The 24,978-nt window shown below is 67.7% G+C and carries 21 protein-coding genes and 1 riboswitch; of the genes, 8 read left to right on the top strand and 13 right to left on the bottom strand.

Annotated elements, in window-relative coordinates:
* Window positions 1-28: 28 nt before the first annotated feature.
* Window positions 29-1,087, bottom strand: coding sequence for an NAD(P)H-dependent flavin oxidoreductase (locus JIM94_RS07095; RefSeq protein ID WP_200251092.1), 1,059 nt, complete (start codon window positions 1,085-1,087; stop codon window positions 29-31).
* Between the two features lie 97 nt (window positions 1,088-1,184).
* Between JIM94_RS07095 and JIM94_RS07090 the strand changes: the two genes are divergently transcribed.
* The gene (locus tag JIM94_RS07090; RefSeq protein ID WP_200251081.1) at window positions 1,185-2,837 is read left to right on the top strand and encodes a peptide chain release factor 3; all 1,653 of its coding nucleotides are present in this window, start codon (window positions 1,185-1,187) and stop codon (window positions 2,835-2,837) included.
* A gap of 165 nt (window positions 2,838-3,002) precedes the next feature.
* Here JIM94_RS07090 and JIM94_RS07085 read toward each other — a convergent pair whose 3' ends face one another.
* Window positions 3,003-3,449: a GntR family transcriptional regulator gene (locus JIM94_RS07085; RefSeq protein WP_200251077.1), complete on the bottom strand. Its 447-nt coding sequence runs from the start codon at window positions 3,447-3,449 to the stop codon at window positions 3,003-3,005.
* 91 nt (window positions 3,450-3,540) lie between these two features.
* On the opposite strand from JIM94_RS07085, the gene JIM94_RS07080 reads away from it, so the two are divergent.
* Both JIM94_RS07080 and JIM94_RS07075 read left to right on the top strand, forming a co-directional pair.
* Window positions 3,541-4,803 carry a DUF6882 domain-containing protein gene (locus JIM94_RS07080; protein ID WP_200251058.1) on the top strand — a complete coding sequence of 421 codons (1,263 nt, stop codon included), beginning with the start codon at window positions 3,541-3,543 and terminating at the stop codon, window positions 4,801-4,803.
* Between the two features lie 14 nt (window positions 4,804-4,817).
* Window positions 4,818-4,973: riboswitch (FMN riboswitch) on the top strand.
* Window positions 4,974-5,098: 125 nt separating this feature from the next.
* Entirely contained in the window at window positions 5,099-5,836 is a 738-nt protein-coding gene (locus tag JIM94_RS07075) for a nicotinamide mononucleotide transporter family protein (protein WP_200251055.1), read from the top strand.
* Between the two features lie 78 nt (window positions 5,837-5,914).
* Here JIM94_RS07075 and JIM94_RS07070 read toward each other — a convergent pair whose 3' ends face one another.
* The 11 genes from JIM94_RS07070 to JIM94_RS07020 all read right to left on the bottom strand — a co-directional run bounded on the left by JIM94_RS07070 (window position 5,915) and on the right by JIM94_RS07020 (window position 18,286).
* Window positions 5,915-6,976 carry an enoyl-CoA hydratase/isomerase family protein gene (locus JIM94_RS07070; protein ID WP_200251053.1) on the bottom strand — a complete coding sequence of 354 codons (1,062 nt, stop codon included), beginning with the start codon at window positions 6,974-6,976 and terminating at the stop codon, window positions 5,915-5,917.
* Window positions 6,977-7,075: 99 nt separating this feature from the next.
* Window positions 7,076-7,957, bottom strand: coding sequence for a polyphosphate kinase 2 (gene ppk2 / locus JIM94_RS07065; RefSeq protein WP_200251051.1), 882 nt, complete (start codon window positions 7,955-7,957; stop codon window positions 7,076-7,078).
* Between the two features lie 75 nt (window positions 7,958-8,032).
* On the bottom strand, window positions 8,033-8,356 hold the full coding sequence (locus JIM94_RS07060) for a putative quinol monooxygenase (protein WP_200251048.1): 324 nt from the start codon (window positions 8,354-8,356) through the stop codon (window positions 8,033-8,035).
* Window positions 8,357-8,433: 77 nt separating this feature from the next.
* Window positions 8,434-8,898 (bottom strand): hypothetical protein, encoded by a 465-nt coding sequence (locus JIM94_RS07055; protein ID WP_200251046.1) that lies wholly within the window; start codon window positions 8,896-8,898, stop codon window positions 8,434-8,436.
* Between the two features lie 237 nt (window positions 8,899-9,135).
* Complete coding sequence (locus tag JIM94_RS07050) at window positions 9,136-10,962, bottom strand: ATP-binding cassette domain-containing protein (protein WP_200251044.1); 1,827 nt, start codon at window positions 10,960-10,962, stop codon at window positions 9,136-9,138.
* A 13-nt stretch (window positions 10,963-10,975) separates the two neighbouring features.
* Complete coding sequence (locus JIM94_RS07045; protein ID WP_200251043.1) at window positions 10,976-11,902, bottom strand: 4-(cytidine 5'-diphospho)-2-C-methyl-D-erythritol kinase; 927 nt, start codon at window positions 11,900-11,902, stop codon at window positions 10,976-10,978.
* Window positions 11,902-12,810, bottom strand: coding sequence for a 16S rRNA (adenine(1518)-N(6)/adenine(1519)-N(6))-dimethyltransferase RsmA (gene rsmA, locus JIM94_RS07040; protein WP_200251042.1), 909 nt, complete (start codon window positions 12,808-12,810; stop codon window positions 11,902-11,904). The genes JIM94_RS07045 and rsmA overlap by 1 nt, the downstream gene beginning before the upstream one ends.
* A 68-nt stretch (window positions 12,811-12,878) precedes the next feature.
* Window positions 12,879-14,024 carry a resuscitation-promoting factor gene (locus JIM94_RS07035; RefSeq protein WP_234039057.1) on the bottom strand — a complete coding sequence of 382 codons (1,146 nt, stop codon included), beginning with the start codon at window positions 14,022-14,024 and terminating at the stop codon, window positions 12,879-12,881.
* 212 nt (window positions 14,025-14,236) lie between these two features.
* A complete protein-coding gene (locus JIM94_RS07030; protein ID WP_200251037.1) occupies window positions 14,237-15,043 on the bottom strand; it encodes an energy-coupling factor transporter transmembrane component T family protein in 807 nt (268 codons plus the stop codon).
* Window positions 15,040-17,166: an ATP-binding cassette domain-containing protein gene (locus tag JIM94_RS07025; protein ID WP_200251036.1), complete on the bottom strand. Its 2,127-nt coding sequence runs from the start codon at window positions 17,164-17,166 to the stop codon at window positions 15,040-15,042. Before JIM94_RS07025 ends, JIM94_RS07030 begins: the two co-directional genes overlap by 4 nt.
* Window positions 17,167-17,437: 271 nt before the next feature.
* Window positions 17,438-18,286, bottom strand: a complete 849-nt coding sequence (locus JIM94_RS07020) for a TatD family hydrolase (protein WP_200251035.1) — start codon at window positions 18,284-18,286, stop codon at window positions 17,438-17,440.
* Between the two features lie 263 nt (window positions 18,287-18,549).
* On the opposite strand from JIM94_RS07020, the gene JIM94_RS07015 reads away from it, so the two are divergent.
* From JIM94_RS07015 to JIM94_RS06995, 5 genes are read left to right on the top strand one after another with little or no spacing between them, the layout of a single operon-like run.
* Window positions 18,550-19,128: an MptD family putative ECF transporter S component gene (locus JIM94_RS07015; protein WP_200251034.1), complete on the top strand. Its 579-nt coding sequence runs from the start codon at window positions 18,550-18,552 to the stop codon at window positions 19,126-19,128.
* A complete protein-coding gene (locus tag JIM94_RS07010; protein WP_200251032.1) occupies window positions 19,125-19,844 on the top strand; it encodes an energy-coupling factor transporter transmembrane component T family protein in 720 nt (239 codons plus the stop codon). The genes JIM94_RS07015 and JIM94_RS07010 overlap by 4 nt, the downstream gene beginning before the upstream one ends.
* A complete protein-coding gene (locus tag JIM94_RS07005) occupies window positions 19,841-21,343 on the top strand; it encodes an ABC transporter ATP-binding protein (RefSeq protein ID WP_200251030.1) in 1,503 nt (500 codons plus the stop codon). The genes JIM94_RS07010 and JIM94_RS07005 overlap by 4 nt, the downstream gene beginning before the upstream one ends.
* 1 nt (window position 21,344) lies before the next feature.
* The gene (locus JIM94_RS07000; RefSeq protein WP_200251028.1) at window positions 21,345-23,144 is read left to right on the top strand and encodes an ABC transporter ATP-binding protein; all 1,800 of its coding nucleotides are present in this window, start codon (window positions 21,345-21,347) and stop codon (window positions 23,142-23,144) included.
* Window positions 23,145-23,149: 5 nt separating this feature from the next.
* Window positions 23,150-24,913, top strand: a complete 1,764-nt coding sequence (locus tag JIM94_RS06995; RefSeq protein ID WP_200251025.1) for an ABC transporter ATP-binding protein — start codon at window positions 23,150-23,152, stop codon at window positions 24,911-24,913.
* The last annotated feature ends 65 nt before the right edge of the window (window positions 24,914-24,978 follow it).

Here is a 24,978-nt window from a genome sequence, read left to right as displayed (position 1 = left end):
CAACACGGTGACCGGCCGGCCCGGCCGGTCACGCTTCCCCGGTTCCCGCCAGCCAGCGCAGAATGTCCACCGCCGGACCGGAACGGATGTGCGGTACGCCGGTACCCACCCAAGCCGCCACGAGATCGTGGTCCCCGCTCCGTGCGGCGGCGGAGCGTACCGGCCCCATCACAGCGTTGACGTACGGATACACGGCGGGGGCATCCGTACGTTCCGTCATGAACCCGGTACGCACACCCCGCGCGGGACGACCCGAGTACGCCCGCGTCACAGCGGTGTCGGGGCACTCCCGCGCACCCCTGACCATGTCCCGGTGGGGCTGCGAGGTTCCCGCCTCATCCGCGAGGAGGAGAGCACTCCCACACGACACCGCGCAGACCCCGGGCCACCGCAGTGCGGCGGCGACCTCCGCAGGCGTCCCCAGTCCCCCGGCGACGACGAGAGGTAGATCGACGACGTCCGCCACCTCACCCGCGAGGACCTCCAGTGGGACGTCAGAGGGTGTCTCCTCCACGGTCCGGGTCGCCCGGTGTCCCCCCGCACCGGGTCCCTGGACGACAATCACGTCGACCCCGGCGGACACCGCAGGCGGCACCGCACGGACATCAGCCACCGTCGCCCACACCTCGATCCCGTGACCGTGGAGCCGCTCGACCTCCGCATCGTTCCAGACACCGAACGTGCACGAGACAACGGCCGGTCCGTATCCGCCGGCCCGGGCCGCACACACCGCCTCCAGCTTGGCGGCGAATGCGTCGGTGGGGTCCACGGTCCCGAGCCGTCCGATGAGGTCCGCCGCCGTGATCCCGTATCTGCTGAGAGACGGCCCGAGCTGTTCCACGTAGGTGCGCACGGCGGCAAGCTCCACGGATGACGCCGCCCGCTGCGGACAGAACAGGTTGACCCCGTACGCACCACCGTGCACGCTCCGCATCTGTCCATCGAGTTCCCCCGCACCCAGGTAACCACCCGCGAGAAATCCGAGCGAACCGGCTGCGGCCGCGGCGTCGACGAGCGCCGGGGTCGATGGACCGCCCGCCATCGGGGCGACGATGACCGGCGATGAGAGGGTGCGGACGATACTCATGGCGCCGAGAATAACGAACACCGGAGCATGGCGTACCCTGACGGGAGTCACAGTTCCCACCCCTGTCCGGCCGTTTGTCTGAAAGTTGCACCGAAACATGAGCGAGAGCACCCCCCACAACGATCCGGCGTCCGAGGCAACCCGCCGCCGCACCTTCGCGGTGATCGCCCACCCGGACGCCGGTAAATCCACCCTGACCGAGGCACTCGCGCTGCACGCCCACGTCATCAGTGAGGCGGGTGCGGTGCACGGGAAGGCCGGACGTAAAGCCACCGTCTCCGACTGGATGGAGATGGAGAAGGACCGGGGTATCTCCATCGCCTCGTCGGCACTCCAGTTCGAGTACGCCCCCGCCGGTCACGGGGGCGAACCGTACATGATCAATCTCGTCGACACCCCGGGACACTCAGACTTCTCCGAGGACACCTACCGGGTGCTCACCGCCGTCGACGCCGCCGTCATGCTCATCGACGGCGCCAAGGGCCTCGAACCGCAGACGCTGAAGTTGTTCCGTGTGTGCAAGGCCCGCGGCCTGCCGATCGTCACCGTCGTCAACAAGTGGGACCGGCCCGGCAAGTCCCCGCTGGAACTGATGGACGAGATCGTGTCCGAGATCGGTCTCCAGCCCACCCCCCTGTTCTGGCCCGTCGGAGAGGCCGGTGACTTCCGCGGGCTCGCACGCCTGGACACCGGGGGCGAGATCGAGGAATACATCCACTTCATCCGTACCGCCGGTGGCTCGACCATCGCCCCGGAGGAACACTTCACCCCGGATGAGGCCGCAGGAAAAGAGGACACCGCCTGGGAGACCGCCGTCGAGGAGGTCGAACTGATGACCGCCGACGGTGCTGTGCACGAACAGGATCTCTTCCTCGACTGCACCACCTCACCGGTGATCTTCGCCTCCGCGATGCTCAACTTCGGTGTCCACCAGATCCTCGATGCACTCTGCGAGCTCGCCCCCGGCCCCGCCCCCCGGTACACCGATCCGAAGGTACTGGAGGGCGCCTCCTCGGCGGTCGACGAATCCCGGGCACCGGGAGACGAGTTCTCCGGCGTCGTGTTCAAGGTGCAGGCGGGCATGGATCGCAACCACCGCGACTCACTCGCCTTCATGCGCGTCGTCTCCGGTGAATTCACCCGTGGAATGCAGGTCACCCACGCGCAGAGCGGGCGCAGTTTCTCCACGAAGTACGCGCTCACCGTCTTCGGCCGGACCCGCTCCACCGTCGAGGCCGCCTACCCGGGCGACATCGTCGGTCTGGTCAACGCCGGCTCCCTCGCCCCTGGGGACACCATCTACGCGGGACGCAAGGTCCAGTTCCCGCCGATGCCGCAGTTCGCCCCCGAGCACTTCCGTACCCTGCGGGCGAAGTCACTGGGCAAGTACAAGCAGTTCCGCAAGGCTCTCGAACAGCTCGATTCCGAGGGTGTCGTCCAGGTGCTCAAGAACGACGCCCGTGGCGACGCGGCTCCGGTCATGGCGGCCGTCGGCCCGATGCAGTTCGAGGTCATGCAGGCCCGGATGCTCGCCGAGTACAACGTCGAGACCGTCACCGACGCCGTCCCCTACACCGTGGCCCGGCGCACCGACGCCACGACCGTTCCGGAGCTGGCGAAACAGCGCGGTGTCGAGGTGTTCACCCGCACGGACGGCGAACTGATCGCCCTGTTCGGCGACAAGTGGCGGCTCCAGTTCATCGAGAAGGAACACCCGGAGTTCACGCTCGAGGCACTCGTCGCTGACTGATCCCGGCCCAAACGTGACCGGTCCAGCCTCCCGGACGTTCGGAACGGCGGGACCATCCGCGCACCACCGCCCCCGCCCACGAGACACGTTTTCCACCGGCACCGTCCGGGGGAACACCGTCTCCGCGTGTCCGGGGACGACGTCGAGGTCCGGTGCCACGTCAGGTCAATCGGTGTCGAGCTCCGACTCCACCAGTGCGCGGACCGTGGACCCGTCGATTCCCTGGCACCGGGCCCGGGACAGGAGCGCCCGAAGCTCCGCAGCCAGGCGCTCCTCCGCCCCGGGAACGGGCCGCTCCGGGGAGAGCACCACACTTCCGGAACGGTGGCCCGTGGTGATGATGCCCTCCGACCGCAACAGGTCATAGGCCTTCTTCACCGTCGCCGGATTGATGTCCAGGTCCGCGGCCACCGACCTCACCGAGTCCAGGCGGGTACCCGGCGCCGTCTCCCCACGGGAAATGGACCGGACGATTCCGTCATGGAGCTGAAGGAAAATCGGGATGTCGGAGAGCGGATCGAGACGGATGTCCATCAGGGTTGGTTCCTCCACGGCTGCGGCCACGACGACGGCGGCGGCGATGATGATGACTTGGCGACAACTGCGCCACACAGACTAATACACGCTGATACACGGGTGGACATCGGTATCCGCGGGGGCACTGCCGTTAGAGTGGACGCACACCCTCCCGAAGGAGAATCCCATGGAACATCCCCCACCGCGATCTCTCGCGGAGATCGTCACGGACGGAGCGATCGCCCGCGCCGACGCCGACGCCGCGTTCGCGGCGGCTCTCGGAGACCACGCGGGCATCGAGTTCAACCGTGACGGGAACCGCATGCAGGTCCGTGCGGTGCGCAACCGGGACCGGGACATCGACACCACGGGGACCGTCGTCGCGGAGATCCGGGACGGTCTCTGGACCTGGTGCAGTGACACCGCAGCCGCGGCCGCGGAGAGATTCGGGATACCCGAACTCACCGGGGCACAACCGGTCAGTGACGATCTCGTCGCCGCGGCCCGCACCCTCCACTACTGCACACCGTGTTTCCTCGCCCCGATGCCCGACGGCTGCACGGCCGTCGTGTGTCTTGATCCGCCGCAACCGACCGGAGACACGCGGACGGCCATGATCACCGCAGCGACCGTCCCCGGATGCACCGGTGATCTCCCCCGTTCCCTTTCCGGGTTCGCCGCGATCCGCGGACTGGACGTCACGTCGGACGGTTCGGTGTGGCGATTCTCCGACGGCACCGCGGTACGTGTCCGGGACGGGCGGCTCCGCGACATCTCGGGGGGTCTCGACATCGACGAGATCCGGGCGGACGCCCTGCTCCCCTCCGTCGAGTCCCAGATGTACCTCGACGCCAGGGTCCCCGGGGCCACCGCCGCCGTGGATCCCCACCGGGGACTCGTCACGCTACGCGACGTGGACGGCGCGGAGACGCACGCCCGGGGTGTCATTCTGGCGACCGTCACCGGGGACACCTGGTGCTGGGGATGGGCGGACAGACACATCGGCAGATCTCCGTCGACCTCCGCCTGCCACAGGATCCGGGACTTCGGTCGGCGTGAGGGGGTACCGGCTTTCGTGTCCCCCACGGTCCCCCTGGCGCTGGCACGTGAACTCGACCTCGTGTCCGCGGCGAAACCGGTTCTCGGCATGTGGTACCACGCGACGGTCCAGCTCAACAGTGACACCTGGGCGGTCGTGGTCTTCGCGGACGCCGCCCTCGCGCTGCCGCCCCCGACGGTCCGTGCCGTCGAGGCGGTCATCGACGTGGTCCGTGACGCCGTCCCCGACGGTGTCGACGGACACCGGGCCATCGCGGGCTACGCACGCTTCCGGGGGCTCCGTCCACTCCCGACCGGGGACCCCGGTTCCGTCTCACTGCCGGTGACCGACGGTACAGTGACCGTCCGGTTCTCCCCCGGTGGCGGGATGACGGGCACGACGGCCCGTTGACAGGCTAAGCTGGTTCCTGTTCTCAGGGCGGGGTGGAAGTCCCCACCGGCGGTAGACACCTCCATGGTGAAGCCCGCGAGCGCCATCACACGGATGTTCCGCGTGATGGGTCAGCAGATCCGGTGTGATTCCGGAGCCGACGGTCACAGTCCGGATGAGAGAGAACCTGCACGACCGGCACTCCCGGACGTCGGCGACCCGTATCCACGGTCCGTTCCGGCACCGGGGTACGACCGGGCAGTTTTTCAGCCCCGAGGATCCATGTCCGCACCCCTCTTTCACATCAGGGAGAACCATGAATCCTTTCACCGAATTACTCGATGCCACGATCTCCGTCGGCGGCGTCCCCATCCTCTGGCGCGAGATCATCGGCAACGCCTTCGGTCTCGCCAGCGCCTACGGCGGAATGAAACGCGTCGTCTGGGCCTGGCCCGTCGGCATCGTCGGAAACCTGCTCCTGTTCACCGTGTTCCTCGGCGGGGTGTTCAACACCCCGCAGGCGCTGGACCTCTACGGCCAGGCGGGCCGCCAGGTCATGTTCCTCATCGTCTCCGTCTACGGCTGGTACCAGTGGTCCCGGGCCCGGAAGCGGGGCCTGCGGGAATCACCGGAAACCGACCCCTCCCGGTCCATCGTCACCGAACCCCACGAGGACACCGCCGCGGTGCAACCGCGCTGGGCGACCGGGCGTGAACGTCTCGGACTCGTCATCGCCGGGATCGTCGGAACCGTCGGTTGCGCGATGATCTTCTCCGCCCTCGGGTCCTGGGGCCCGTGGGCCGACGCCTGGATCTTCACCGGTTCCGTGCTCGCCACCTACGGCATGGCCCGCGGCTGGACCGAGTTCTGGCTGATCTGGATCGGTGTCGACATCGTCGGTGTCCCCCTGCTCCTCACCGCCGGCTACTACCCCTCCGCCGTGCTGTACATCGTGTACGGGGTGTTCGTCATCTGGGGCTTCACCGTCTGGATGAAGGTGCACACGAAGTCCGGTGGGACGCCCGAACCGGAACGGCTGCACGCCACGGTCTGACCGTCACCCCGGAGACCTCCGAGGGCCCGCACGCGGTACGCGTGCGGGCCCTTCACCGTCAGGACGGACACGCCCGATCTAACGGTGCTTCAGTATCGTCCGGTAGAAATCGACGTCGACGTCCCCGGTGGCGGACGGATCGAAGGTGGGGCTGCGGTCCTTGTCCACGAGAACGGCGCGCACGCCTTCGGGGAAGTCGTGTTCCCTCCGGAGCACCGACCCCACCGCGAACTCGTTGTCGAGGGCGTGTACGATGTCCCGCGCCGCACGGTTCGCCGTGTAGAGTTCCACTGCCGCGACGACGGAGGTCGGACTCGCCTTCTCCGTCAGGTCCCGGACACGGGCGACGAAATCGGCGTTGCCGTGCCCCTCCAGGGCCCCGTCGATCGCGGCCCAGGAATCATGCCCGAAGGTGGCCCGGATGTCGGGGAGGAACCCCTCGAGCTCACCCCCATCCACGAAGTCGACGGGACGGGCGTACTGTTCGAGCGCGTCGTCGAGGGACTCGGCGATGACGGCGTCGATGAACCGGTCGACGTCCTCCGAGGCGATGAGATCGGTGGCGAGACCCGACCAGAGCATGTCCGCGGGAGTCATCCTCCACCCGGTGACGCCGAGGAAGGTGGCGAGTTCCGGCAGTGCTTCACCACTCTCCCCGATCATGCGCTGCATCATCCAGGTCGTGCCGACGTCGGGGATGAAACCGATCGCCATCTCGGGCATCGCGGCGAAGGCCTTCTCGGTGATGACCCGGTGGGAACCGTGTACGGACACACCGAGCCCGCCACCCATCGCCACACCGTCGATGACCGACACGATGGCCTTCGGGAAGTCTGCGAGCTGCCGGTTCATCTCGTACTCCGCGCGGAAGAACCGGTCACCCGAGTCGAAGTCCCCCGCCAACCCCTCCTCCCTGCAGGTGCGGACGTCACCACCGGCACAGAAACCGCGTTCGGAGGAGGAGCAGATGACGACCCGGTGCACTGAGTCATCGTCGCGCCACGTGTCCAGCGCCTCCGAGATGATCTCCACCATCTCATGGTTGAGGGAGTTCAGTGCCTTCGGCCGATTCAGTTCGAGCACACCGGTGGTGTGTCGGACGAAAGCGTTGACGAGGTTCCGGGTGGGACGTTGTCTCATGTCCGAAGTCTGTCATATACCGCCACATCCGCGCCACGGTTTCCGCACGGAAAAATCCCCGGGGCACACCCCGGGGACCACGCGGTCACGGGAGGGGAACTACTTCTTGCCCTTCCCCTTCTTCGCGTCCCCGGACGCGTCCTTCTTCCGCTTTCCCCGGGCGAGTTCCAGTTCCGCCGCGACATCCGGGACGTAGCGGAAATCACTGCGCGGGGGTCGTTCGTAGTCGTTGGTCGACTGCGGGCGTTTCGGGATCTCGGGGAGTTCGCGGTCGATCTTCTCGTAGGGGATCGTCGACAACAGGTGGCTGATGACGTTGATCCGGGACCGCTTCTTGTCCTCGCTCTCGACCGTGTACCAGGGGGCGGAGGGGATGTCGGTGTGGATGAACATCTCGTCCTTCGCCCGGGAGTAGTCCTCCCACCGGGTGATCGACTGGAGATCCATCGGAGAGAGCTTCCAGCGACGCAGCGGATCCTCCCGACGGGAGGTGAAGCGTTTCACCTGCTCTTCATCCGAGACACTGAACCAGTACTTGCGCAGCATGATCCCGTCCTCGACGAGCAGCCGCTCGAAGATCGGTGCCTGATGGAGGAACCGACGGTACTCCTGGGAGGTGCAGAAGCCCATCACCCGTTCGACGCCCGCGCGGTTGTACCAGGACCGGTCGAAGATCACGATCTCACCGGCGGTGGGGAGCCTCTCGACGTAGCGCTGGAAGTACCACTGCCCCTGTTCCCGGGAACTGGGCGCGGGCAGCGCCTCGATGCGGCAGGTCCGGGGGTTGAGGTACTGGGTGATCCGCTTGATCGCGGAGCCCTTTCCCGCCGCGTCGCGCCCCTCCATCACGACAACCACCCGGGCTCCGGTCTCGACGACCCACTGCTGCATGTCGACGAGTTCCGCCTGAAGTCTCTTCAGCTCGGACTCGTAGTGCTTCTTGGACAGCTTCGGCGGTTTCTTGGATTCCTTTTTACCCATGATGACCAGCCTACCCTCGGCCGTTCGACCGGTCGGCGGGTTTCCGACCACCGTTCGACCGGCGGGGGTGGTGGTTCAGTCGACGCTGAACTCGGCCATCCGGTCCCACTCGGTCTTCCCCTCGATGAGGGTGTTGATGATCTGCGGGGTCTCGACGAGGACCGTCGGGAAGAGCTCACAGGCCTTCTTGAAGTGCTCGGAGTTGACGTGCGCCTCGGCGGCGTCATCCTTGAAGCCCTCGACGAGGATGTACTCGTTCGGGTTGTCGGTGGACCGGAACCAGTCGAAGAAGAGACAGCCGTCCTCGGCCCGCGTCGCCTCGGTGAACGGTGCGACGGTCTCCCGGAAGGTGTCGGCGTGCTCGGGCTGGACGGTGAAACGAACGTTGATGAGGATCATGCGCCCGATTCTAACGCAGCCCGACGGGTGTCATCTGTGCAGTTCCCCGCCGTTCGGAGGGATCGTACCGGCCCGTGTCACCCGGCCACCCGGGGACAGAGACTCTCACTGGTGTGGGGCTCATCGTCGAGGAGTGTCGCCCGGACCGATGTATCGAGACGCTCCCTGGTGTTCTTCAACGCCTGGCAGAGGTCATCCCTGCCGCCGAGCACCGGAAGATAGACCACGAAATACTCCGGTGTGTCGCTGTTCCCGCCGAGGGAACCACACGCCCTCGACGTCGTGTAGGTCGCACCGAGGGTTGTCGTCGTCGCCTTCCCGACGTCCTCGACGGAGGCGTAGTCCCCGAGGAGCAGGACACCCGAACCGTCACAGGCGGGGAGCGAGTACGGCAGGCGACCGTTCGTGGAGACGTCCCGTCCGTCGACGGTCCCGGGGGCCGACATCTGCTCGATCGACAACCACTTCCCCTCCCTGGAGTGCATCAGGTCCGTTCCCACGAACACCCCGAGCGCGGCGAGCGAGAGAAGGGCGATGAGCACCCAGAGCAGACACGGCCCGCCCGCACGGCGACCACGTCCGGCCGAATCCGGGGAAGGTTCCGCCCCCCGAATTTCCTCCGAACCCACCCGGGTACCACCTTCCACAACACAGACCACCGTGGATATCCGCGAATACCCTTCAGCTTTTAGCTTTCTCTTATGTGGGTGTCAGTTTAACGCATTGTGCGGGCGGCGTGGAGTTCCGTTACGATTGCCCCCAATATGGGGGTAACATTGTTAGCCTTCGAGGGCTTCCGCAAGGCCCATCCACTGGGACTCCAGAGCATCTGTCTCCGCCTCCAGCTCCACCCTCCGCGCATCGAGTTCCACGAGTTTCGACTGGTCGAGCTGTTCCGCCGCCTGCGCCATCTCAGCGGCGAGCGACGCCTGCCGGGACTGGAGCTTGCCCATCTTCCGCTCGACCGACCGCATCTCCTTCGTCAGACGCTGCTCTTCCGCAGCCGACAGCCTCCGTTCCCCACCGTCCGAGGTGCCACCACCCGGAGCGGACTCACCGAGTTCATTGGCGGATCCGAGATCGAGGACACCGGTGGTGCCTTCCGCGGTCCGGGCCCGCCGTTCCAGATACTCCTCGATCCCCCCGGGCAGATTGGTCAGTTCCCCGTCACCGAACAGGGCCCATGTACTGTCGCAGACCCGCTCGATCAGATACCGGTCGTGGGAGATCACGACGAGGGTCCCCGGCCAGCCGTCGAGCAGACTCTCCAGTTCCTGGAGGGTGTCGATGTCGAGATCGTTGGTCGGCTCATCGAGGAGCAGCACGTTCGGTTCAGCCATGAGGACCCGGGTCAGCTGCAGTCGACGCCGCTCACCGCCGGACAGATCCCCCACCGGCGTACGCTGTCGCTTCGCGGAGAACCCCAACCTCTCGGCGAGCTGTGAAGCGCTCAGCTCACGTTTACCCATCTGTACGTAACTCGCCACGTCCTCCACGGCGTCGAGCAGGCGCTGGTTCGGGTCCAGGTCATCGAGTTCCTGCCGCAACCATCCGAGACGGACCGTCTTCCCCTCGATCCGACGTCCCCCGGCGAGTTCGTGTTCACCGGCGATGGTGCGCAGCAGGGTGGTTTTACCGGATCCGTTGACACCGACCAGTCCGATCCGCTCCCCGGGGTTCAACCTCCAGGTCAGGTCGCGGACGAGTTCCCGTCCGTCCGGGGTCGTGATCGTCGCGTCCTCGAGTTCGATGACCACCCGCCCCTGCCGTTTCCTGGAGAAGGCCATGAGTTCGACGGTGTCACGGGGTGCGGGAACGTTGCTGATGAGCGCCTCCGCGGCTTCGATCCGGTAGCGCGGTTTGGAGGTCCGGGCGGGTGCCCCCCGGCGCAGCCAGGCGAGCTCCTTGCGTGCGAGATTCTGTCTCCGCTGTTCGATCGCGTCAGCCTGTCGTGCCCGTTCGGCCCGGGCGAAGGTCCAGTCGTTGTAGCCGCCCTCGTAGGCGTCGACGGTGCCGTCGTGGACCTCCCAGGTACGGGTGGCTACGGTGTCCAGGAACCACCGGTCGTGGGTGACGACGACGAGTGCGCACCGGCGGGCGACGAGATGGGCGGCCAGCCACTGGACCCCCTCGATGTCCAGATGGTTGGTCGGCTCGTCGAGGATCAGCAGATCGAGATCGCGGACCATCGCCGCCGCGAGATTCGTCCGACGGCGTTCACCGCCGGACAGCTGACCGACGGGTGTGTCGAGCCCCAGGTCGACGATACCGAGCCCTCCGAGCACCTCCCGGACCCTGGCCTGGGACGCCCACTCGTAGGTGTCCAGCCCGAGGGGACGCAGGACGACGTCGGCGACGGTGTCGGTGTCGGTCAGGTTCGCCCGCTGTGTCACCACCGCCATGCGGAGGTCCCCGGTGTGGGAGACCCGACCGGAATCCGGCGGTTCGATCCCGGCGAGGATCTCGAGCAGGGTCGTCTTACCGCCACCGTTCAGACCGACGACACCGATCCGGTCGCCGGTCTGAACACCGATGCTCACCGAGTCGAGCAGTGTCTTCAGCCCGAAGGTCTTGGACACGTTCTCCAGATTGATCAGATTGGCCACAGCCGCTTACCTTTCATCGTGGAACAAGTTCGGCCCCGGGTGCGGGCCCGATGGCGGTCGCGGTCATGACGACACCGTCGGCCCCCGTCACGGAGTCGGCGACCACACGGGCGGTGGCCGCATCGGCACAGAGGAAACCACAGGTCGGTCCCGACCCGGACACGATTCCGGTGAGTGCACCGGCGTCCCGCCCACGGCGCAGGATCCCCGACAGTGTCGGGGACAGTCGCAGTGCGGGCCCCTCGAGATCGTTGACCAGCAACGGTGCGATCTCCCCGGGCCCGGCGCCGGCGAGAAGAGCCGAGCGGAGTGCACGGGTACCGGAGATCTCCACCGACCCCGTGGAGCGCGACTCATCGAGAGCGCGGAACACCGCCGGGGTCGACAATCCCCCCCTGTTGAAGGCGAGGACCCAGTGGTACCTCCGTGACACCGGGATCTCCTCCAGCCGTTCCCCGCGCCCGGTGCCGCGTCGGGTTCCACCGAGGAGCGTGAACGGGACATCCGATCCGAGTTCCGCCGCGTACCCCAGCAGACGCCCCCGTGAGGGAGCGGCACCGGTGACCGTACGGAGAACCTCTCCGGTGGCGAGCAGCGTCGCGGCGGCGTCCGCCGACCCTCCGGCCATGCCACCCGCGGTGGGGATGCCCTTCTCGATGTGGATGTCCACCGAGGGGGCCCCGGGCACTCCGTCGAGGAGCATCTCGGCGGCACGCCAGGCGAGGTTGGCCCGGTCGGTCGGAACACCGGTGGCACCGAGACCGGAGACGGTGAGCCGACGCACCCCCGCCGGGCCGTCGACGGGGGTCACGGTCACCCGGTCATGCAGGTCGAGGGACTGGAAGACGGTGTCCAGTTCGTGGAAGCCGTCCGCACGCAACGGACCGACCTCCAGCGCGAGATTGATCTTGGCGTGCCCGAGTGCGGTGACCGAGCCCACTACACGACCCCCGCCAGCCGGACGAAGTCGGCGACGCCGAGTTTCTCCCCCCGGAGCCCCGGCTCGATGCCCGCGTGACGCAGCGCCTCCTCCGCCGCGACCCCGGAACCGTAGTGCCCGGACAGGGCGGCACGGAGAGTCTTCCGCCGCTGGGCGAAGGCGGCGTCGACCAGAGGGAACACCGCGGCACGGCTCTCCGCCCCGATCGGCCAGGGTTCGCCCCCCGCCCGGAAACGGTCGATCCGGACCAGACCGGAATCTATCTTCGGGGCCGGCCAGAAGACATTGGTGCCGATGGCCCCCGCCCGACGGACGTCACCGTAGAACGCGGCCTTGACACTGGGGACACCGTAGATCTTCGACCCGGGGGCTGCAGCCAGTCTGTCGGCGACCTCCGCCTGGACCATGACCAGTACACGCCTGATGGAGGGAAACTCCGCCAGCAGGTGCAGGAGCACCGGTACGGAGACGTTGTACGGCAGGTTGGCGACGAGTGCCGTGGGCTCCGGGGCGCCGGCCGTACGGAGATCCGCCGGCATGACCGTCAACGCATCCTGGAGGATGAGTGTGAGCCGGTCGGCGTGATCCGGTGCGCGGTCGGCGACGGTCTGCGGCAATCGGCCCGCGAGGCGCGGATCAATCTCGACGGCGGTGACGGAACGGACGGTGTCCAGCAGCGCGAGGGTCAGGGAACCGAGTCCGGGTCCGACCTCGATGACGTCATCGTCCGCCCCCACGGACGCCGCCGACACGATCCTCCGGACGGTGTTCGGGTCGTGCACGAAATTCTGCCCGAGCTTCTTCGTCGGGGTGATGTCGAGTTCCTCGGCGAGCTGCCGGATCTCCACCGGTCCGAGCAGTGCGGCAGGTCGCGGGCCCGCGTGGGAGGTGTCCTGGGGTGTGTCCATGATGCCGCCAAATCTACCGCAGTGACGCACCGGCCCGACCATCCGGTCCGGGAAGGCCGGGTGATCCGTCAGCGGATACCCAGTTTCGCCGTGCAGGCGGGCCACGCTCCCCAGCCCTGACCGGCCCGGACCTTCTCGGCGACCGCGATCTGTTGTTCACGGGTCGCCTGCCACGCCATCGGCGCGTACTGTCCACCGCCGAAGGCCAACCAGGTCGACGGGGTGAACTGGAGACCGCCGGAGAATCCGTTGCCGGTGTTGATCGACCAGTTGCCGGTGGACTCGCACTGTGCGATGGCGTCCCAGACGGAACCGTTCGCCACGGCGGGCGCGGCGGGTCGGGTACCCCGGGCTATGGTCGCGGGCACGGCGGGGGTGAGTTCGGTTTCCTCGATGACGGTACTCGCGACCTCCCGTCCGTTGACCCAGCGGACGTCCCTGACCACCCGGCGCGTACCGTCGACACCCGGAGCGGTGACCGTCTCCGTCCCCTGTTCGGCCTCCGGATCATCGACGTAGACGGGCGGGACACTGAACGGCACGGTGTCGGTCAGGGTGTCCGTGCGGATCCGGTCGATGACGATGTTCATGCCGTCCCGCACGGGAGCGTCCACCGCCGGGGAGACCGTGTCGAGATCCCCCAGGACGACACCCTCGTGATCGAGCAGATCACCGACGGTCACCGCCGGGACGGTGGCGGTACGCCGCGCGCCCCCGTCGAACAGGCCGACGGTTTTCGGGGTGGTGATCTCCAGGGTGAACCCGGACACCGGGAGCGCGGTGTCCGACGGGGCGCTGAGTCTGTCGTCGGGGCCGACGGTTCCGAGTTCCCCGACGAGATCACCGACGGTCAGGGCCGTGGTCTCGACGGTACGGGACTCCCCGTCGACGGAGACGGTGACGGGACGGACGGTACGGACGGTGATCCGCGCGTCCTGCCCGTCCAACCGGGCCCCCAGCGCCGGCGTGACGACGGCCTCCGTGGACCCCAGATCAACCCCGGCCTCGTCGAGGACGTCGTCGACGGTGGTGGACAGGGTGGCGAGCTGGATCATCTCACCGTCGACGTCGAGGGACACGTCCTTCTTCGCGATGACCGCCAATCCGCCACCGACCATGAGGGTCGCGAGCATGCCGCCGGTGGCCATCCTCAGGGGGACGCTGCGACTGCCGTTGAGACGGTTGATGCGGGACTGACGGTGTTGTGCTGTCATGGTGGTGAAGGGGCTACCTGTCTGCCTGAACGAAGTGTGACGAACCGTGTGTCCGGAGCCGGTCTCATCCGCCGACCCCGACACGATCACCGTCACGATACGGTAACAACGCCAGGGTTGTCGACATTTCAGGGGACGTTAAGTCACAACAGTCACAGCAGGTGACAGGCGTTTTTTGAGCACCGTACGTTTCAGGTCCGGTACCGTGCCCGTCACCCCAGAACGAGCAGTCCGGCGACGGCCGCGACCACGATGACGGTGGGGAGCACCCAGTGCACCGGTCGGAGTTCGATCGCGTGGTGCAGGGTCCGCCGCCGGTACGCGCCGAAGGCACGCCCGTCGACGGCCACGGCGAGCTGCTCCCCCTGACGCATCGACGCGGCGAGGACCGGAACGGTCGCCGCGACCGTCACCCGGGGCCGGGCGACCCTGCTCCCCCGCGCCCGCAGCACGGACATCCGACCGACGGTGACGAGGTCCCGACCGATGATACGGAGGTAGCGCATGCCCAACCCGAGGATGTCCACCACCCGGTAGCTGACGGGGAGATAGCGGAGCACGGTGTCGGTGAACTCGCGCCAGGTGACCATCAGCAGCAGCGGCGCGGCGACCGTACCTGCGGCGGTCGTCCGCAGACCACCGGTCAGGCCCTGCAGCACCTTCTCCCGGGGCGGATCGCCGGGCAACCAGTCCACCGGTGGTGAGTACACCGCGGGGTCGGGCAACCAGAACAGGAAACTGAGACCGACGACAACCACGAGCACCGGCAGCGACAGTGTGGCCGCCAATCCCCACCGGGGGTTGAGCACCCAGATGGCGATGAGAGTGGCGGCCATGACGACCGCGGGCAGTTCCGGCCCCCTGGCCATGAGGGTGACCACCATGGGAACCGGTACGGCCGCACTGACGAGCAGTGGATGCGCCCACCTGCTCCTCGGGGTGCGACGGTCGTAGGCGCGGACCGCCTCCGTCCGTTCCCTCTCGGTCAGCGTCCGCATCTTCTCCGGGACGGAACTCATGCCGGGGTCACTCCTTCGGTCCTGCCGCCGACCAGCCGCATCCGGTGGGTCGCCACCGCATCGGCGAAATCGGGGTCATGGGTGGCGATGACCGTCACACGGTCGGCCGCATGGGTCGAGATGATGTCCGCTATCTGACGCGCACCGGTGCCGTCCTGGGAACTCGTCGGTTCATCGAGAAGGACCAGTTCCGGGCCACCGATCATCGCGACGAGAACGGCGAGCCGCTGCCGTTGTCCCCCGGAGAGCTTCAGGGGGTGTTTGCCACCGGCGTCGGACAGTCCGATCATGTCGCGCCACCGGGTGAGGTCGTCATCGGTGACGGTGAGTCCGGCGGCTTTCGCCGCTGCGGTCAGCTCGGAGTCGACGGTGCCGCTGAGGATGAGGTCACCGCTACGTTGCGGAGCCCACCCGATCCCGGCGCGGATCCGGTCACGACGGCCCGGGGTCACCCGCCCACGGAGCCCCCGGCGCACACCGGACAGTACCCGGATCAGCGTCGTCTTCCCGGATCCGTTCGGGCCCCTGAGTGCGAGAACCGCCCCCTCGGGGATCTCGGCGTCGACGCCGTCGAGAAGCTCTCTGCCGTGACCGTGGACACCGACCCCCTCGAGCCGGAGCCCCGTGTCCGTGTCCGCCGACGGCCCCGTGGACGCCGTCGCGCAGCGCCGGCCTGAGCCGGTGAAGGTCTCGTCGTCGGCCCAGGGTGCCGGTACACGGAGGCCCAGTTCCCGACACTCCCGCGCATGCCGTCCGTACACCTCCTCCGGGGTGCCGTCGACCGCGACGGAGCCTCCCGGCGCGATGACGACGACCCGGTCCGCCAGATCCATGTGCGCCTCCGCGTGATGGTCGACCGCGAGGACCGTGATGTCCCGGCTGGCACGGATCCTCCGGAGGACCTCGGTGAACCGTTCCGTCGCCTCGTCATCGAGCTGGCTGGTCACCTCGTCGAGCACGAGAACCGGCGTGTCGAGCACCAGGGCCGCCGCGAGAACGAGCCGCTGCTGCTCACCACCGGACAGGGTCCAGGGGTCCCGCAGCGGGTGAATGTGGGACAACCCCACGTCATCGAGGGCGGCCAGCGCCCGCCGGGTCCCCTCCTCCGCCGGGACGCACAGGTGGTCGAGCCCCCTGCGGATCTCGTCGATGACAGTGGCGGCGAACAGCTGGCTCTCCGGATGCTGCCAGACCGCGGCCACCCGGCGACCGACCTCGGCAACCGGCGCCACCGTTCCCTCCGGTCCGGCGACCGTGGTTCCGTCGATGCGCACCGATCCCGTGGTGTCGGCGGGGAATCCCGCTCCGAGAACACCCGCGACAGAGAGGGCGACCGTGGATTTACCGGACCCGGTCGGCCCCGACACGAGGGTGTAGCTGCCTGCGGCGAGCGTGATGTCCACGTCGTCGACCGCCGGCGCGGGGGCACCCGGATACGTGACGCTCAGGTGGTCGATGACGACCTCCGCGGAACGCGGAGCCACGTCCCCGCTGCCCGGAACCCGGGTGATCCGCCCGGCCTCCCGCGACCGTGCCCTGTCCAGCGCGATGCCGCGCAGGTCGAATCCGGCGTTGATCAGACGTTCAGCCAGGAGCCAGGCCAGCCAGCCGTACACCGCACCGAGACCGATGCGTACGACCCCCGCCATCACGATCCAGACGGTGTCCAGCAGGAGGAACTCGCGGTAGAAGAACATGGAGATCCAGTTGACCGTGCCGACCGCCATGCTGGAGAGAACGGCCGCGAGGAGCCAGCCTCCGCTGGAATCACGGTTCCGACGCAGGGTCCACGGCGCGAGAACCGCGTCGATGATCAGACCCGAGATCGGGGAGAAGGGGTTGAAGCCGACGATTCCGGCGACGACCGAGGTCATCGTGGCCACCCCTGGGCGGCGCAGCAGCAGGGCCGCGGTGATCATCGGGAGCATCCACGGGAACGGCGTGGGGAACGCGAGCCACGGGACCGTGACCTTCAGCACCCACCCCACCGGGCGTGCGATCTGGATGATGAGACCGGACGCGGCACCGAGAACGCAGCAGACGATGAGTGCCCGGGTGGTCAGTCTCGGCAGCCGGAACCGGTCCCGGAGAGTTGTGCCGTCCGGGTTCTCCGTCGCGCTCACAGTGGCATCGGTGCGCTCAGGCGCACCCCGACCCCGCCGGAGACGTCGGCGAATTGCGGACCCGACTGCGGGCGCGACCGCAGGAGCATCTGCCGGGGTGACTGCGGGGACGAATGGGGGGACGCCTGTGAGGGCACAGCGGACCATCCTCTCGACGGTTTCGGGTTGCCGGACACGTCCGCCGGGTGCGGACGACACCCGGCGGAACACACCATGAGGCTAACCTTATCTCATCCCGACCTCAGGTGCGCCCACGCCGGACGGCGCCGGATCAGGCGGGGAGGTCCAGCCCGTAGACCCTGTCGAACGTGGCGTTGACCTCATCCGCGAGCTCCCTGACGTCCACTCCGCGGATCTGGGCGATCCGTGCGTAGGAGTGGCCGATGAGTGCGGGTTCGTTCTTCGACCCGCGGTACGGGACGGGCGTCATGTAGGGGGCGTCGGTCTCCACGAGAAGCTGGCCCGCGGGGGCGATCCGCGCGGCCTCCCGCAGATGGTCGTTCGCGTTGAAGGTGACGTTGCCGCTGAAGGAGAGGACGTATCCGCGGGACAGTGCCTCCTCCGCCACGTCCAGCGGGGAGGAGAAGCAGTGCAGCATCACCTCGCGGGGCGCCGGTGAATCGGCGAGGATCCGCAGGAGATCGGCGTCGGCCTCCCGGTTGTGGATCATCAGGGTTCGCCCCGAACTGACGGCGAGGTCGATGTGCCAGCGGAGCGCCTCCTCCTGGGCGTCCATCGACGCACAGGTGTCGGAGCGGGTGATCCAGTAGGCGTCCAGACCGGTCTCCCCGATCGCGACGCAGCGCGGATCTCGGGCCATCTCGGTGAGCCGGGCGCGGACGACGTCATCCATCTGATCCGCCCGCGTGGGGTGCACGGCGCACGCGGCGTAGACCCGCTCATGGGTGTTGGCCGCCTCGAGTGCGGCGCACGCCTCCTCCAGCCCGTCGCCGACGGTGCAGAGCTTTTCGACACCGGCGTCCACGGCACGGGCGACGATGGCGTCGATCTCCTCCGGGGTACGGGCACCGCAGCTCGCGAGATGCGTGTGGGCGTCGACCAGTCCCGCGACTCGGTCCGCGGGGACAGGTGTTGGACGGGGCTTCTTGTTCTTGGCCATGTCGGTCGATTCTAACGGCCCCGGGCGGGGCGTCCACGGAGGACCGTGAATCCGGCGCGGGCTTCCGGTCGGACGCCACCCGACCACGGGGAAGGTCCCCGCGGATCAACCCGTCCCCCCTGTCGGAAAGGGTAAGCCTATGCTATTACTGAATAGCGATCACAGTTATGGGGGCCGATCCGAGGTATCCCATCCGCAAACGGCACGAGAGATCAAAAGACCAGGAAGTCGCGCCGCGACTCTCATCACCCAAGGAGCACCGAGTGGCATCCCGACTCGACACCAGAGATTTCATCAATGTCGGAATCTTCACCGTCATCTACTTCCTCATCCTCTTCGCCACCGGCATGCTCGGGATGATCGGACCCCTGATCATGTTCGTCGGGTTCGGACTGGGGCTACTGCTCAACGGCACCGTCATAGCCCTGTATCTCGCGCGCACCCCGAAGATGGGCGCACTGACCCTGATGAGCCTGATCGTCGGAATCCTCTTCGTCCTCACCGGGCATCCCTGGATCACCCCGATCGTCTCCACCCTCGCCGGGTTCGGCGGCGACATCGCCTTCGCCCGGCTCCGCGGCGGCTGGCGCATGCCCGTCGCCTACGCGATCTTCTCCCAGCTCTACATGGCACCGTGGGTACCCCTGCTGTACAACTCGACCCGGTACGTCGACGACATCGCCGGGACCATGGGCCAGGACTACATCGATGCACTGGAGTTCTTCCTGCAGCCCCGGTCCATGATCGTCTGGATGATCCTCGTCTTCGTCCTCGCGCTGATCGGGGGACGGATCGGGGTGCGCGTCGGACGGCGGAACTTCGCACGGGCGGGGCTGGCGTGAGACGCGCCGATCCACGCACCCTCATTCTGCTGCTGCTGACCGTCAACGCCCTGATGATGGGCCGGACCGATCAACTCGTGGCCGTCGCAGGTGCACTGCTCACGGTCACGGCCCTCCTGGTCACGGGACGGGTCCGGTGGGCGATCCTGCTCCTGGTGTCGGTCGTCCTCCTGACGGCCGCCGCCTACTGGATCCCGGCCCACTGGTCGAACTCACCTGCGGCGCTGGTGGGGGTGCTGGCCTACTGGATCTCCCGGTTCACGGTCGCCGTCGGTATCGCCGCGTTCGTCCTCACGCAGCTGCGTCCGACCGAGTTGAATGCGGCGCTGCGCAGGATGCACGCCCCGAACTGGCTCATCATCCCGCTGGCCGTGGTCGTACGGTTTCTCCCCGCGCTACTGGCGGAGACCCGTGCGATCAACGAGGCCATGAGCCTGCGAGGGATCCGGCCCGGCGCGCTCGGTCTGCTTTTACACCCGGTGCGCTACGGCATCTACGTCGTCATCCCGCTGCTGTCCTCGGCGATCCGGATCAGTGACGAGCTCGCGGCCGCCGCGTTGATCCGGGGGTTGGGGGTCACCACCCTGCGTGACGGCTCAACCGTCCGGCCGACCACGGTGACCCGGGTCGGGTTCGGGCCGACCGATCTGGTGCTGCTGCTCGCCGTCGCCGCGCTCGTGGGCCTGCACGTCAGTGGATGGGAGCTGCAGCGATGACCGGCACGGGACGGATCACCCTCGACGGCGTCAGTTTCAGCTACCGCGCCGACCGCGCAGCCGGAGCCGACGAGGTCTTCGGGGTCGTCGAGACGGACACAACGACGCCGGTGGAGCCCGGGCGTGGGGTCAGCGACATCACCCTGAGCTGTCCACCGGGAAGCCTCACAGTGTTGTGCGGCCCCTCCGGCTCCGGGAAATCGACCGTGCTCCGTCTCATCAACGGACTCGCCCCGAACTTCCACCCGGGCGACATCAGCGGAACGGTCCGCGTCAGCGGAGCCGACATGCCGACGACCCCTCTGTCCGAGGTAGGGGGATTGAGCGCAACCGTGTTCCAGAATCCCCGCACGCAGTTCTTCACCTCGACGGTGACCACGGAACTCGCCTTCACCCCGGAGAACTTCGGGGCCGCTCCCCCGGAGATCCGTGCCCGGGTCACCGAGGCAGCCGAACGGTGCGGAATCTCCGGACTGCTCGGGCGGAAACTGTCGACCCTGTCCGGTGGGCAGCTCCAACGGGTCGCGTGCACCTGCGCGGTCGTCGCCGGGGTACCGGTCCTGCTCCTGGACGAGGCCACATCGAACCTCTCGCCGACCGCCGTCGACGAGCTCGCGACACTGCTCGCCGAACTCAAGTCCGAGGGTACGACGATCATCACCGCCGAGCACCGCCTCCACCACCTGCGGGATCTGGCCGACACGGTGCACTACCTGCGCGACGGCCGTATCGAACGCAGCTTCACCGGGCGGGAGTTCTTCACCCTCGACGACGACACGCGACGACGCCTCGGGCTCAGATCCCTCACCCGTCCGGTGGCACCGGTCCCCACGGCGGACCCCGGAGCCCCCGCAGACACCGACGGCCTGGAACTGAGGGACATCCGTTTCTCCTACGGGTCACGGACCGTACTGGACATCCCCCACATGGTCTTCCCGGCAGGAACCGTCACCGGACTGACCGGACCGAACGGAGCCGGGAAAACCACCCTCGCCCGACTGATCTGCGGGCTCGGGAACCCGGCCGGGGGTGGTCGCGTCTCACTCGCGGGCCGTCCCCTCTCGGCCCGGGACCGGGCGGCGAACGGGTACATCGTCATGCAGGACACGGGGCGGCAGCTGTTCGCGGACACCGTCATCGGTGAGGTCACCCTCGGCACGGACGGCGACCACGGCGGTGAGCACGCCGCCGAGCTGCTGGCGGCACTGGGGCTGGCCGACACGGCCACCCGCCACCCGCTGTCACTGTCCGGGGGACAACGCCAACGTCTGGTCATCGCCACAGCGCTCGCGCAGAACAAGCGGATCTACGTCTTCGACGAACCCACCTCCGGGGTCGATCTCGCGCATCTGGACGCGATCGCGGCCAAGCTCCGGGAGCTCGCGGAGGGCGGCGCGGTGGTGATCGTCATCAGCCACGACGCCGAACTGATCTCCGCCTGCTGCGACCGTGTCATCGAACTCACACCACACCTAACAGAAAACGAATCCGAGGAATGACATGACAACCAACCGCACGAAACCGGACGATGAGAGAATCACCGATGCCGCCGAACGCTCCGCCGCGGAGAAGGCGGCGCTCAAGGAACTGCTCTCCCCCGTCGCGGGGGCACTGAACATCGGGCGGGTGTTCGGTGTGCTCTCCGGCGTCGCCGCCATCGCCCCCTACATCGCCCTCGTCCGGCTCGGTGAGATCTTCCTCACGGCACGGGCGTCCGGGGTGTCACCCGACCGCGGCGAGGTGACCACCGTGACCGCATGGCTCATCGGCGCCTTCGCCGCCCAGGCGATGCTGATGCTCACGGGACTCGGGATCACCCACTACGCGGACCTGAAACTGGGCACCCTCGTCCGCAACCGACTGGTCGCCCGCGTCGCCACCGCCCCGCTGGCGTGGTTCAGCGACACCAACTCGGGACGGGTGCGCAAGGCCGTGCAGGACGACATCCGTACCCTGCACACACTCATCGCCCATGCACCCGTGGAGTCGGCCGCGGCGTCGGCGGCCCCCGTCGCACTCATCGTCTACGCGTTCTTCGTGGACTGGCGGCTGGGTCTGCTCGCCGTGGCGAACCTGCCCGTGTACATCCTGATCATGATCCTGTCGATGCGCGGCATGGCGGAGAAGACCACGGAGATGGATGTCCTGCTCGGCGACGTCTCCGCGACCGCGGTCGAGTTCGCCGACGGCATCGAGGTGGTCAAGGCGTTCGGGCAGACCGGCCGTGCCCACCGGCGGTACGCCGATGCCGCGGACCGGTTCTCCTCCTTCTTCTACGACTGGTGCGGACCGCAGATGCGCCGCTCCGCGATCGCGGAGGCGATCATCAGCGTCCCCCTGCTGATCCTGGTCAACTTCGCCGGTGGCTCACTGCTCGTGCGCAACGGAACCGTCTCCATCGCGGACGTCCTCGCCACGACCCTGATCTCCCTCGTCATTCCGACGGCCGTCGTCGTCATGGCCAACTCGTCCTGGGGCTATCTCACGGCCGGAGCCGCGGCGAAACGACTGCAGGAGACCCTCAACGCCCCGTCACTCCCGGTGGGTTCCGGCGGAACACCCGACGGGCACACCGTCCACTTCGAGGACGTCAGCTTCTCCTACGGTGACGGCACCGGGAACACCGCCCTCGATCATGTCGACCTGACCTGCCCGGAGGGGACGGTGACCGCACTGGTCGGTCCGTCCGGTTCCGGCAAGTCGACTCTCGCGACGATGCTCGCGCGATTCACGGACCCCGATTCCGGACGCGTCCTCATCGGCGGCGTGGACATCCGTGAACTCACCACCCGGCAGCTCTACGGCGAGGTCAGCTTCGTCCTCCAGAATCCCAAGCTCCTCCAGCTGACGATCCGGGACAACATCCGCCTCGCCACTCCGGAGGCGACCGACGAGGAGGTCTGGGCCGCGGCTCGGTCAGCCCGTATAGCCGAGGAGATCGAGGCGCTGCCGGACGGGCTCGACACCGTCATCGGCGGCGAATCCGGGACGGATCTCTCCGGCGGTCAGGCGCAGCGCATCGCCATCGCCCGTGCGCTGCTGGCCGACGCCCCGATACTCATCCTCGACGAGGCCCTGGCCGCGACCGATCCGGACGCCGAGTCCGAGATCCAGCTCGCACTGAACAGGCTCGTCGCCGGACGCACGGTGCTGGTCATCGCGCACCGCCCGGAGTCTGTCCGGGGCGCGGACCAGATCATCCGCCTCGAATCGGGCCGGATCACCGGCCGACTCACCGGCGACGCGGTCACCGACCACGCCATCGACGCCCTCATGGGCCTGACCACCGAAGGGAAGTGACCGTCATGGCCACACACGGAATCGATCCACTGCAGCTCGGGATCCTGCGCCGGCAGATGAGCGACAGCGGCATCCGCCAACTCAACAAGCACCTGTTCGCGAACGTCGCCAACGGCGCACTCGAGGGGATCTCCCTCCTCGCGCTCCTGCCCGCGGCGACCACGCTCGCCACCGGGTCCGACGCCCTCGGAATACCCTTCACCGGTTGGCTGATCATCCTCGCCGTCCTCGCCGCGATCACCTTCTACTTCCGCTACACCCAGGCGGTGACCGGGTTCACGGCCACCACCGACTACATGCGGCACACGCACCACGCACTCGGCGACCACCTGGCGACACTGCCGCTGGGATGGTTCAGTTCACTGTCCACCGGGGGATTGTCCAGACTCGTCTCCACCAGCTTCGTCCTCATCTGCCAGATCCTCGCCCACATGCTCCAGATGGTCATCTCGCAGGCGGTGTCGGTGTTCGTCATCCTCATCGGCTGCTGGCTGTGGGACTGGCGCATCGGCCTGACGATGACCGTCGCGACGCCGTTCATCTTCATCTCCCTGGCCGGACTCCGGGCGGTCAAGATCCGCAGCGATGAACGGGTGAGCGCCACCGACGCGGTTCTCGCCGACCGCCTGGTCGAGTTCGCGGTGTGCCAACCCGAACTTCGCGCGGCGGGTCTCACGGACGACTTCACCCCGCTGGTCGAGGCGGGTGAACGCAACGACTCCGAACGGCTCCGCGACTTCTTCATCTCCGCGGTGGTCCTGGGGATCAACGGTCTGCTCATCCAGCTGGTGTCCGTCGCGCTGATCACCACCGCGGCGATCCTGGCGACGGACGGCGCACTGGGACCGATCGAGACCATCGCATTCATCGGCATGGTCCTCCGCTTCACGCAGAACCTGCAGGCACTCGGCGAGGGCTACGCCGGAATCAGCGTCGTCCGGACCCCGATGAAGGAGATGCGGGAGATCCTGGACGCCCCCGTGTACGAGACCCCGGAGAACCCGGCCGGTGTGACGGACCCCGGGGAGGTCGTGCTCGACGACGTCACCTTCGGATACGAGCCCGGTTCGCCCGTCCTGGAGGGTGTCTCCTTCACCGCGGGTCCCGGAACCCTGACCGCACTCGTCGGCCCCTCGGGCTCCGGGAAGACCACGATCGCGAGACTGATCTGCCGTTTCTACGACGCCGATTCCGGATCCGTGCGCGTGGGCGGGGCCGATGTCCGGGACCAGTCGACCGAGCAGCTGATGGAACAGGTCTCGATGGTGTTCCAGGATGTCTACCTCTTCGACGACACACTCGAGGCGAACATCCGGATCGGACGTCCCGACGCCACCGACGAGGAGATCCGGGACGCCGCGCGCCTCGCCGGGGTCGACGACATCGCGGACCGTCTCGGCTGGGACACCAGGGTCGGTGAGGGCGGCCGTTCCCTGTCGGGCGGCGAACGCCAGCGTGTGTCGGTCGCACGGGCGTTGATGAAGAAGGCACCGATCGTGCTGCTCGATGAGGCCACCGCCGCTCTCGACGCGGAGAACGAGGCCAACATCGTCGCGTCCGTCGCGGAGCTGTCCAGGCGTTCCACCGTGATCGCGATCGCCCACAAGCTCAACACCGTGAGGGCCGCGGACCAGATCATCGTCCTGGATGATTCAGGTTCCGTCGTGCAACGGGGAACCCACGGGGAGCTCATCTCCGTGGACGGTCCCTACCGGCAGTTCTGCGGGCGGCGCGAAGCCGCCGCAGGGTGGCGTCTGACACATTCCTGATACTCTTGTGACCCATGGAACCATGTCAGACCCCACGCCGGAAGACTGGCCCCAAACCGGTATTC

The sequence above is a fragment of the Corynebacterium pygosceleis genome (assembly GCF_016595275.2).
GTDB classification, from domain to species: domain Bacteria; phylum Actinomycetota; class Actinomycetes; order Mycobacteriales; family Mycobacteriaceae; genus Corynebacterium; species Corynebacterium pygosceleis.
The sequence above is the reverse complement of the archived record's forward strand: the minus strand, read 5'-3'. Positions and strand labels throughout refer to the sequence as shown.